Annotated in this window: 8 protein-coding genes, 2 tRNA genes and 1 pseudogene; 6 read left to right on the top strand and 5 right to left on the bottom strand. The window is 49.7% G+C overall.

Annotated elements, in window-relative coordinates; translation table 11 throughout:
* Positions 1-113, top strand: a pseudogene (locus CHL74_RS16430) (ISAon1 family transposase); the annotation flags it as partial.
* A 139-nt stretch (positions 114-252) separates the two neighbouring features.
* Here the strand turns inward: CHL74_RS16430 and CHL74_RS13960 are convergent.
* The 3 genes from CHL74_RS13960 to CHL74_RS13950 form a co-directional block, all read right to left on the bottom strand.
* A tRNA-Gly gene (locus CHL74_RS13960) sits at positions 253-325 on the bottom strand.
* Between the two features lie 30 nt (positions 326-355).
* Positions 356-428 (bottom strand) — tRNA-Thr (locus CHL74_RS13955).
* Positions 429-533: 105 nt separating this feature from the next.
* The gene (locus CHL74_RS13950; protein WP_094881811.1) at positions 534-2,846 is read right to left on the bottom strand and encodes a transglycosylase domain-containing protein; all 2,313 of its coding nucleotides are present in this window, start codon (positions 2,844-2,846) and stop codon (positions 534-536) included.
* 228 nt (positions 2,847-3,074) lie between these two features.
* Here CHL74_RS13950 and pyrB point away from each other — a divergent pair, with 228 nt between their 5' ends.
* From pyrB to CHL74_RS13930, 4 genes are all read left to right on the top strand, one after another.
* On the top strand, positions 3,075-4,022 hold the full coding sequence (pyrB, locus tag CHL74_RS13945; RefSeq protein WP_094881810.1) for an aspartate carbamoyltransferase: 948 nt from the start codon (positions 3,075-3,077) through the stop codon (positions 4,020-4,022).
* A 7-nt stretch (positions 4,023-4,029) separates the two neighbouring features.
* Positions 4,030-4,491 (top strand): aspartate carbamoyltransferase regulatory subunit, encoded by a 462-nt coding sequence (pyrI, locus tag CHL74_RS13940; protein ID WP_094881809.1) that lies wholly within the window; start codon positions 4,030-4,032, stop codon positions 4,489-4,491.
* Positions 4,492-4,536: 45 nt separating this feature from the next.
* Positions 4,537-5,817, top strand: a complete 1,281-nt coding sequence (glyA, locus tag CHL74_RS13935; protein ID WP_094881808.1) for a serine hydroxymethyltransferase — start codon at positions 4,537-4,539, stop codon at positions 5,815-5,817.
* 109 nt (positions 5,818-5,926) lie between these two features.
* On the top strand, positions 5,927-6,127 hold the full coding sequence (locus tag CHL74_RS13930; protein ID WP_254923326.1) for a FeoB-associated Cys-rich membrane protein: 201 nt from the start codon (positions 5,927-5,929) through the stop codon (positions 6,125-6,127).
* Positions 6,128-6,191: 64 nt separating this feature from the next.
* Here the strand turns inward: CHL74_RS13930 and hrpB are convergent, their stop codons facing one another.
* Positions 6,192-8,720: an ATP-dependent helicase HrpB gene (gene hrpB, locus CHL74_RS13925; RefSeq protein WP_094881807.1), complete on the bottom strand. Its 2,529-nt coding sequence runs from the start codon at positions 8,718-8,720 to the stop codon at positions 6,192-6,194.
* A gap of 230 nt (positions 8,721-8,950) precedes the next feature.
* Between hrpB and CHL74_RS13920 the strand changes: the two genes are divergently transcribed.
* Entirely contained in the window at positions 8,951-10,828 is a 1,878-nt protein-coding gene (locus CHL74_RS13920; protein ID WP_094881806.1) for a heavy metal translocating P-type ATPase, read from the top strand.
* 697 nt (positions 10,829-11,525) lie between these two features.
* Here the strand turns inward: CHL74_RS13920 and CHL74_RS16030 are convergent.
* A partial coding sequence (locus CHL74_RS16030; RefSeq protein WP_217901456.1) for a hypothetical protein occupies positions 11,526-11,715 on the bottom strand: 190 nt, incomplete at its 5' end.

Raw genomic sequence — 11,715 nt, 5'->3', positions numbered from 1 at the left:
CAGCTGAATCCTTTAATGCAAAAATCAAAGCTTTCAGAGCATCACTAAGGGGCATCGTTGATGAAAAGTTTTTTCTGTATCGACTTGCAAAGATTTATGCTTATCCCCACTAAATTTCCACTGAGCCGAGAAGAGGAGTCGGGTTGATTGAGAATTGATAGGATATTTAATCTTGGATACAAAAAAAGGAGGCTCGAATAACGAACCTCCTTGACTTATTTGTTGAATTATTTACAGCTTTTTATGATTGTGAGCGGTAAACGGGGTTCGAACCCGCGACCCCCAGCTTGGGAAGCTAGTGCTCTGCCAACTGAGCTATTACCGCGTTAAGCGAATAATGCTTTGGCATGTTTTGAGCCGATACCCGGACTCGAACCGGGGACCCACGCATTACGAATGCGTTGCTCTACCAACTGAGCCATATCGGCCAAACCATTGTCGTTTTACTCAAACGCGATGCAAAGGTATATAAATTTTTTAAAAGCGCCAAATTTTTGTACGCTTTTTCTAAACCTTATTCTTCCGTTTTCTTCCTACTCGTACACCTCGTCGATGTCGTACCCCGTGTTGTATTCGGTGTCGTTCTTGCAAGGATCGTAGCCTTCCGGAAGGTCGAATACGGCGTTGGGGTCGTAAGGCAGGCTCTTGTCCCTATATACCTTCTTCATAAAGTAAGCCCATATAGGCAGCGCCATCGTCGCACCCTGACCCATACGCATAGAGTCGAAGTGAATGTCACGGTCCTCGCCGCCTACCCAGCAGCCGCTGACGAGCTGCGGTGTGAAGCCCATAAACCATGCGTCGGAGTTGCGGTTCGTTGTACCTGTCTTTCCGCCAATCTCGCCAGTAAAGTTATATTTATAGCGCAGACGGCCTGCCGTACCTCCGTCGACGACACCCTTTAGCAGCACAATCATCTTGTATGCGCTTTCTGCACTTATCACCTCGTTCATGCGTGGCTGGAAGGCTGTGATGACATTGCCCTCGTTGTCCTCTATTCTGCTCACGAAGAGCGGAGCGGTGCGGATGCCGTTATTGACGAACGTCGTGTATGCGCTAACCATCTCAGCCACCGACACCTCGCACGGACCAAGGCATAACGACATGGAAGCATGGATGTCGGGATTGTTTATGCCGTAATCGTGGAGCAGCTGCACGAACTGCTGCGGATTTAGCTTGCTCATAAGATAAGCCGAAACCCAGTTGCTCGACTGTGCCAGACCCCACTTCAGCGTCACCATCTCGCCAGCACGTCTGTGATTGGCGTTGCGTGGAGTCCAGGGACGACCTGCCACCATATATGTACGCTGCGCGTTAGGGGCAAGATCGCACGGAGAGAAGCCGTTCTCCATAGCAAGACTGTAGAGGAAGGGCTTGATGGTGGATCCCACCTGACGGCGTCCGCCCATAACCATATCGTACATAAAGTGCGTATAGTCGAGGCCTCCTACGTATGCCTTCACCTCGCCCGTCTTCGGATCCATACTCATAAATCCGGCGCGGAGGAAAGACTTGACATAACGTATGCTGTCAATAGGTGTCATCGTAGTGTCAAGGTCGCCGTGGTATGTGAAGAGCGACATGTCCGTAGGCGTATGGAACGACTTGTGGATTTCCTCGTCAGAAGCTCCTGCTGCCTTCAGAGCACGATAACGCTCGCTCTGCAAAACGGCACGTTCCATAATCTGATTGACCTGCTTCTTTGTCAGAGCCGATGAGAAAGGCGCATTGGCTTTTCCTCGCTTCTCCTTGAAGAACTCGGGCTGGAGGAATCGTGCAACATGATTATATACCGACTCCTCTGCGTATCGCTGCATACGCGAGTCGATGGTTGTATATACTTTCAGGCCGTCGGCGTTAAGATTGTATGGTGTGCCGTCCTTCTTGAAGTTCTTGTTACACCATCCGTATAGCGGATCAGTCTCCCACGCAATGGAGTCGATGACGTACTGTCGCTTGTTCCATGACGGATACTTGGCTCTGTCAGGACGTTCCGCTGACATATATATACGCAGGAACTCACGCAAGTACGGAGCTGTGCCGTCCTTGTGGTCTGTACGGTGGAAATTAAGAACAAGAGGTTCGTTGGTGAACTCGTGGTATTCCGATTCTGTTATGTATCCCGCCTTTCGCATCTGGTCGAGCACGACGTTGCGTCGCTCCGTGCATCTCTCGGGATAACGTACAGGATTAAACAAAGACGGATTCTTACACAGACCTATGAGCGTGGCAGCCTCGCAAGCCGTCAGATTCTTCGGTTCCTTCTTAAAATATGTATTAGCGGCTGTCTTTATGCCCACCGCATTATGAAGGAAATCAAAATAATTAAGGTATAGTGCTATGATTTCCTCCTTAGTATAGTTGCGCTCCAGCTTCACGGCTATCATCCATTCAATGGGTTTCTGCAATACGCGCTGCAACGTGCTGCTTGCTGTCTCCGAATAGAGCTGCTTGGCAAGCTGCTGCGTAATGGTCGATCCGCCGCCTGCGCTTGCCTGTCCCATAAGTCCGCGCTTCACGATTGCGCGTCCAAGAGCGATAAAGTCGATGCCTGAATGTTCGTAGAAGCGAGCGTCCTCCGTAGCCACCAATGCCTTTACAAGGTAAGGCGAGAGGTTGGAGTATTGCACGCAGATGCGGTTTTCGCGGTTAAAGTTCCATGTGCCTATAACCTTGCCGTCAGACGAATAAATCTGCGTGGCAAAGCGGTTGATGGGATTCTGCAAGTCTTCCACGGGAGGCATATAACCTATCCATCCGTTCCAAATGGCAACGAACGCAAATACGCAAACGCTGAGCACGGTGCCCAGTAACCCCCAAAGGAAATGTACGAATTTCTTTCTCATGAGTAATGTTCATCAATGACTTAATTGTGCAAAATTAGAGAAAAATCCCGAATTACAAGCCTTATACAGTAAAAAACAAGAGAAATTCAGAATATCATGCCGTAAGCTTGTCGTTGTATTATCAAAAAAACGTGAAAAGATTAAATATTGCATTTCAGTTGCATTCTATGTGAAAAAATATGATTACCTTAGCAAGCGAATTAGGAAACAACCATTAACTCTAAATAAATGATGAGACACGATTTTGTAACAATCGCAGACCTTCCCAAGGAAAAATTGATGTATCTCCTTGAGATGGCGCAAGAGTTCGAAAAACATCCTAACCGAGAACTGCTGAAAGGAAAAGTAGTGGCGACGCTTTTCTTCGAACCCTCCACCCGTACACGACTAAGTTTCGAAACTGCAGCCAATCGTCTTGGCGCACGCGTAATAGGTTTTTCGGATGCGAAAGCCTCAAGTGTGGTAAAGGGTGAGACGCTCAAGGATACAGTGCTCATGGTGTCAAACTATGCTGACGTCATCGTAATGCGCCACTTTGTGGAAGGCGCTGCACAATACGCCAGTGAGGTTGCTCCGGTTCCTATCGTTAACGCCGGCGACGGCGCACACATGCATCCATCACAGTGTCTGCTCGACCTTTACTCTATATACAAGACTCAGGGCACACTGGAAAACCTTAACATCTACCTTGTCGGCGACCTGAAGTACGGACGTACAGTGCATTCGCTCATCACGGCAATGCGCCACTTCAACCCGACATTCCATTTCATAGCACCTAAGGAGCTTGCCATGCCTGAGGAGTATAAGATATACTGCAGGGAGCATAACATCAAGTTTGAGGAGCATACCGAATTCAATGAGGACGTCATCGCCAATGCTGACATATTATATATGACCCGCGTGCAGAAGGAACGCTTCTCTGACCTCATGGAATATGAGCGCGTAAAGAACGTGTATATCCTTAAGCGCGACATGCTGGCAAAGGCAAAGCCTAATATGAAAGTGCTCCATCCTCTGCCAAGAGTGAACGAGATTGCTTACGACGTGGACGAAAGCTCACACGCATACTACATACAGCAGGCTGGCAACGGACTCTTTGCAAGAGAGGCAATCTTCTGCTATGTCCTCGGCATCAGCCTTGACGACGTAAAGAACGACAAGACAATAATCTTATAAGAAAGCTATGAACACAAACAAGACAGAACGTCAGGTGGCCGCCATCAAGAACGGCACCGTTATCGACCATATACCAGCAGAGAAGACTTACGAGGTGGCGAACCTCCTGGAACTGCAGAAACTGGAGAATCCCGTAACCATCGGATATAACTATCCCTCAAAGAAAATCGGCAAGAAGGGCATCATCAAGGTGTCGGACAAGTTCTTTACGGACGAGGAGATTTCACGCTTATCAGTTGTGGCGCCCAACGTGGTGCTCAACGTCATCAAGGACTACGAGGTGGTGGAGAAGAAGACAGTGGAAACTCCGGACGAGCTTCGTGGCATCGTACGTTGCAACAACCCTAAGTGCATAACCAACAATGAGCCGATGAGCACCGTTTTCAACGTCGTAGACAAGAAGCGTGGCATCCTGAAGTGTCACTACTGCGACAAGGAACAGTACATCGACAAAGTTGAATTAGTATAAACGTAACAATAAAAACACTAACCCAAAACAACTAACAAGTTAATTATGAAAAGAGACCAAGAGATTTTCGACTTGATTGAGAAAGAACATCAACGTCAGCTTAAAGGCATCGAGCTTATCGCATCTGAGAACTTCGTCAGCGACGAGGTAATGGAAGCAATGGGATCATATCTCACCAACAAGTACGCTGAGGGATATCCCGGCAAGCGTTATTATGGCGGTTGCCAGGTGGTAGATCAGGTGGAGACATTGGCCATTGAACGTGTAAAGAAACTCTTCGGAGCAGAATATGCCAACGTGCAGCCTCACTCTGGTGCACAGGCCAACGCAGCAGTGCTTCTCGCAGTGCTGAAGCCGGGCGATACCTTCATGGGTCTGAACCTCGCACACGGTGGTCACCTCTCACACGGTTCTGCCGTTAACACATCAGGTATCCTCTACAATCCCGTAGGCTACGACCTCAACAAGGAGACTGGTCGCGTGGATTATGACGAGATGGAGCGCCTTGCCATCGAGCACAAGCCGAAGCTCATCATCGGTGGTGGTTCTGCATACAGCCGTGAGTGGGATTACAAGCGTATGCGCGAAATAGCTGACAAGGTGGGAGCTCTCCTTATGATTGACATGGCTCACCCCGCAGGTCTTATCGCAGCCGGACTTCTCGACAATCCAGTAAAATACGCACATATCGTCACATCTACAACCCACAAGACTCTTCGCGGTCCGCGTGGTGGTATCATCCTCATGGGTAAGGACTTTGAGAATCCTTGGGGTCTCAAGACACCGAAGGGTGTTACGAAGATGATGAGCCAGCTGCTCAATTCTGCCGTATTCCCCGGTCAGCAGGGTGGTCCGTTGGAGCACGTCATCGCTGCCAAGGCTGTTGCTTTCAAGGAGGCATTGCAGCCTGAGTTTAAGGAGTGGGCATTGCAGGTTAAGAAGAACGCCAGCGTTCTGGCTGAGGAGCTTATTAAGCGTGGCTTCACCATCGTAAGCGGTGGCACAGACAACCACTCTATGCTCGTCGACCTTCGCGATAAGTATCCTGACCTCACAGGTAAGGTGGCTGAGAACGCTCTCGTTGCTGCTGACATCACCGTCAACAAGAACATGGTGCCGTTCGATACACGTAGCGCTTTCCAGACATCAGGTATCCGTCTCGGAACTCCTGCCATCACCACACGTGGTGCTAAGGAAGACCTTATGGTTCTCATTGCAGAGCTCATCGAGGAGGTTCTCAACGATCCTGAGAACGAGGAGGTTATCGCAAGCGTTCGCAAGAGAGTGAACGAGACTATGAAGTCATATCCTCTCTTCGCTTACTAATAGCGAGAAGAATATCATAACTTAAAGAGGCGGACGACCATTAGTGAAAAACACTACTTGGTTGTCCGCCTTTGCCTTTTATATAATAAAGATTAAAAGCTTAACATATATGCAAGAAATCATACAGTATATCATTGTGGCTGCCGTGATAATCGTCGCCATCGCGTATGTAGTCTATCGTGTAAGGCTGGCGTTCCGAAGCAGCCGTTCGGGATGTTACGGCTGTAGCGGATGCGCTCTGAAGGAGCAGATGAAGAAACGTGGTAAGAACGGCAAGACGCAGCTACGCAAGCCCGATTGTTTTCATTGACAGATTGTGGCTTAACGGCGCTGCATCTTTATCGTTTCTGCATTTTCTTCATTGGTTCTTCATCTTACTGCTTTCGCTTTACGCCTCTGACAGCCTCTGCTTCAAGCGGATTGTCCGGCCAGTAATGCTTCGGGTAGCGGCGTCTCAGTTCGCTCCTTACCTCAAAGTAGGCGTTCTGCCAGAAGCTTGCAAGGTCGCTGGTCAGCTGCACTGGCTTGAATCCCGGTGAGAGAAGTTCCATAAGAAGCGGACGTCGTCCACGGTCAACGCATGGCGTGGAGTCCATGCCAAAGCATTCCTGAAGGCGCACGCTAAGGACAGGAACCTCGGCACCCTGACGGTAGTCGATGCGTATCTTGCTGCCCGTAGGCACCTGAATGTGCGTCGGAGCAATCTCGTCAATCTCTTTCTGCTGTTCGTATGGGATGATGTTCCATATCATCTCGCTCAGATTCAGCTTCTTAAGTTCGGCTGAAGAAGTGCGCAGCTTGCCGCCCTCACGCAGATAAAGAGGCAACCATTCTGCTGCCGTCTGCATAAGATGCTCGGTTGATACGTCCGGCAACATCAGTTCGGGATGCCATTGCGCCACTTGCGCCACGCGCCTTTGCAGACGTGCCACATCATCGTCGCTCCAATCCAACATGCTCAGCCCGTCCTTCTTCATGGCCTCGCATACAATGTCCACAGCCTGTTCCTCGTCGATGTCCTGGATGGGTTGGCTGTTGAGCGTCAGCTTGCCGACACGCCATTCGCGTTGCGCCACCAGTCGTCCCTGTCGCGAATCCCACGACACATTGTCACGACGTATGAGCATACTCTCATCTATGTCTTCTTTATCTATCGGCGCTGCCAAAAACACGCGTCCCGTTGTCCCTGCCCCATCATACATTGACGCCACAACAATCCATTCGTGAGCCGTAATGTCATCCTTACCGTCTATACGCACCTCTTTTCCGTTCGAAAGACGATACGTTCCTATCTTGTCGATAGCCATTGCTATGCGTTCGGGATAGGCGAAGCATACGAGCTGTCCCACCTCGGATGGCACAACGTCCGTATTGTCCTCATCCACACGAACCATCCTTCTGTATTCTGCAGCAATCTTCGATATGCGAGTCCATCCTCCCGGCTTGCCGTTCTTCCGCATGCGACGCAATACGGAGATTCTTAACGCCATGTCAGAGCTGCCCGAATCGGCCATCGGGTCTTTCTCCTCCAGCAATGCCGCAATGTCGCAGGCAAGCGCACGCATCTTATCCGAACCTGCACCAAGAATCATCCTCGCTATACGTGGATGGCAGGGTAGGGCAGCCATGCGCTTTCCTGTCGGCGTGACAACCCCGTCGTCCGTTATGGCACCCAGCATAACCAGCAGCGCATGTGCGTTAGCCACGTTACGTCTTGGCGGAAGCGTCAGCCAAGGCATGCTCATTATGTCAGTTTCGCCGAACGAGGCAATGCTGAGAAGCATAGGAGCAAGGTCGGCGTCCTCTATCTCCGCATGTCTATGCTCCTCCATGTGTGTCTCTGCAGCCTTTGTCCAAAGACGCATACATGTTCCTTCAGCCACACGTCCTGCACGACCTGCGCGTTGCTCCGCCATGTCGCGGCTTACCGTTGTCACCTCCAGATGGGTAAGACCGGTGCGCGGATTGAAGACCGGCTTGCGATACAGGCCTGTGTCCACAACCGTCCTTACGCCCTCAATGGTGAGCGATGTTTCGGCAATAGGCGTAGCAAGCACCACCTTTCGCTCGCCTTCCTTTGACGGAGCGATGGCACGCTGCTGCTCGGATGGCGAGAGATTGCCGTAAAGCGGCACCACCGTAGCGCCCTCCAACGACTGTGAAGCGGACAAAATCTCACGACACCTTTCTATCTCGCCTTGTCCAGGCAGGAATGCCAGAATGTCACCCTCCTCCTTTTTGTATGCCTCAATGACAGCCTGACACGTGGTCCTTGCCGCGTCACGTGGTTCGATGTCGTCCTGCGCATAGCGGATAGTCACAGGAAACATGCGTCCCTCGCATTCCACAAGGGGAGCGTCAAGGGTGTCGCAAATCTTTTCAGCGTCTATCGTTGCCGACATCACAACTATCTTAAGGTCTGGACGTAACACGCTTTGCACCTGACGGACAAGGGCAAGCGCAAGGTCGGAATTGATGCTGCGCTCATGAAACTCGTCGAAGACAACGACGCCTATACCGTCAAGCGTAGGGTCGCTGACCACCATACGCGTGAGAATGCCTTCCGTCAATACCTCAATCTGAGTGTCGGAAGAGACACGGTTCTCAAATCTTACACGATAGCCGACTGTTCCGCCGACATTCTCTTCCAGTATGTCAGACATGCGTGAGGCAATGTGGCGAGCTGCCACTCTTCGCGGTTCGAGCATCAGTATCTTGCCTTCACTGACGCCGCCTGCCAGCATGGTAAGGGGTAGGAGAGTCGACTTGCCCGCACCGGGTGGAGCCGTGACCACCAATGAGTCATGTGAGAGAAGAAGGTCGTTCAGCCTTTCTGCCACGAGAGAGGCAGGCAAGTTGCCCGAGCGTTCAGTTATCTTATGTATGTCTATCTGTCTTGTCATTTCCTTTATAATATGATATGTTAGTGCAAAGTTACGTATTTTTGTCGTTTTACCGACATATAATCAGCCACAAGGCGGAATGCAACCAAGTTGCGACCGACATTTTATACTTTTGCACCTGTAAAAAGAACCATAATAAAAACATAATTATGAAAGACGAAACAAGAAAGCATACTCATCATCACCATGAGCATGAACATCAGCATGAACACCACCATGAGCATGGCGGGATGAAAAACAGGATAACCGTAATATGCCTTACGGCATTGCTTCTGGCTGGCGCTGTATTTATAGAGAAAACCTGCGACCTGCCTACATGGCAGATGCTCCTCGTTTATCTGGTGCCGTATCTTCTTATCGGACACGGCACATTGAAGGAGGCGCTGGAAGGAATATTCAAGGGAGATATGCTCAATGAGGACTTCCTTATGTCCATAGCCACTATCGGTGCATTGTGTATAGGTTTTCTGCCAGGGGCAGAGACGGAATTTCCTGAGGCTGTGTTCGTTATGTTGTTCTTCCAGGTTGGCGAACTCTTTGAAGGATATGCCGAAGGCAGGAGCCGTGACAGCATTTCGCACCTCATGAACATCCGTCCTGACTATGCCAACGTGGAGCGTGACGGAACTGTGAAGAGCGTGTCGCCGGAGGAAGTGACCATCGGCGAGACCATAGTGGTGAAGCCGGGCGAGAAGATTCCGCTTGACGGACAGGTAATTGAAGGCACGTCGTCGCTAAACACCATTGCATTGACAGGCGAGAGCATGCCGCGTGAGGTGACGATAGGCGAGGATATTGCCTCGGGATGCATCAATCTTAGTGGAGTTCTCCGAGTGCGTACGTCAAAGACTTTCGGTGAGAGCACAGTGTCGAAGATTATCCGCTTGGTGGAGAGCGCAGACAAGAACAAGTCGAGAAGCGAATCGTTCATCACTAAGTTTGCACGCATTTATACGCCTATAGTGGTGGCGACGGCTTTGCTCTTGGCTTTCATCCCCCCGTTCTTCGCTTCCACAGGTTATCTTGAGAGCTTCTCCGTATGGCTTCATCGTGCCCTTATCTTCCTCGTTGTCTCATGCCCATGCGCCCTTGTCATAAGTGTGCCGCTGACATTCTTCGGAGGATTGGGAGGAGCTTCACGCAAGGGCATCCTCATAAAAGGAAGCAACTATATGGACACCTTGGCTAATCTCGGAACCGTGGTGTTCGACAAGACAGGTACGCTTACGAAAGGCGTGTTCGCCGTGGAAGCCGTCCATCCTGACCATTTCGATGCCAACGAGATACTGCATCTTGCAGCACACGTGGAGCATTATTCCACTCATCCCATCGGTGCTGCCTTACGTGACGCTTTTCCCAAAGAGGCAACCGACGGCTGTCATGTGACGGACGTGGAGGAGATTGCCGGACGTGGCGTGAAGGCAAGAATCGGTGGCAGACTTGTGGCTGTTGGCAACTCCAAGATGATGGAAGACATTGGAGCTGAATGGCATAACTGTCATCGTACGGGCACAATAGTGCACGTGGCTGTAGACGGAGTGTATGCCGGACATGTGGTCATAAACGACGTGGTGAAGGAGGATAGTGCGGAAGCAATATCTAAGTTGCGCGGCCTGGGAATCTGCCGTACTGTCATGTTGACAGGCGACCGAAAGGAAGTAGGCGCTAAGGTGGCAGAAGAGCTGGGCATCGACGAATGTCATGCAGAGCTGTTGCCGGCTGACAAGGTGGACTGCATGGAGCGTCTCATTGCGGACAAGCCGGAAGGCAAGACATTGGCGTTTGTCGGTGACGGCATCAACGACGCTCCCGTGCTGAAGCGTGCCGATGTGGGCATTGCCATGGGCGGTCTGGGTAGTGATGCTGCCATAGAAGCTGCCGACGTAGTGCTCATGGACGACCATCCCTCGAAGATAGCCACAGCCGTGGAGATTGCCCGACGCACCATTGCCATAGCAAAGCAGAACGTATGGTTTGCCATTGGTGTGAAAGTCGTCATCCTGCTTCTCGCCACTGTCGGCCTCGGCACAATGTGGATGGCAGTGTTTGCGGATGTAGGCGTAACGGTACTGGCTGTGCTTAACGCTATGCGAGCATTGAAAGGATAAAACCCTTGTCGTCCGACACAATATTTGCATTTCTGATGCTCAATACTATGAGTTGAACGCACAACAAAATCTTTGGTGCGAAATTCTTGAGTTTTGAGCGTTTGGAGACAATATGCTCATACACAGTGTGTTATGCGATTTTCTGGAGAAATGTTATGAAATCAGACTCGCAAAAGAGCCGTTTTTTGCTGCAATAGCGCCACTTTTACACTACAATAGCGCCACTTTTACACTACAATAGCGCCACTTTTATCATGCAATAGCGCCACTTTTACACTCTAATAGTGGCACTATTGCATGATAAAAGTGGCGCTATTGTTAAGCTCGGGTGCTGTTTGCACAGCAAAACACCGTAAAAATAGCAAACCGGAACTCTAAAATCAATTTTTATTTTGTAACAGCTTTTTACTCTTTGTACGATATTTGCATGGCAGACAAGAAGACACCGTCCGCTTAGACATAAAGAACATGTTTTTAGACAAGAAGACATGTGCTGAGTAATTGCCTTTAACTACATCCCATTACTGAAGAGATGGTTCATGGAAAAAACAAAATGTAGAGTGGAAAAATATGTAGTTGTATAAGCAGAAAAGAAAAAAAAGAGAAAACGGTATTGAAATTAAAGAAATAATCATTAATTTTGTATTTGGTATCTGCCATGCAGAAAGCCCCGAAAGGTAGGGTGTTCAAAATCGCTTTAAAATCCTGCGCATTTTTTACCTATAGTATTGATGCGCTTGACCACCAAATTTGGAGAAAGGTTTTCATCCGTCCATTCCTTAATGTGACGGTGTCTTCCTTCCTCCAATCTTTGTTTAAAATTGAAATTAACTCGTCTGTCCTTATCTGCCAAATTAAGGCGAAGCGGCATCATCAGAATTATAGGA

The sequence above is a fragment of the Prevotella sp. 885 genome (assembly GCF_002265625.1).
Lineage (GTDB): Bacteria > Bacteroidota > Bacteroidia > Bacteroidales > Bacteroidaceae > Prevotella.
This window is presented reverse-complemented; position numbering and strand designations above follow the sequence as displayed.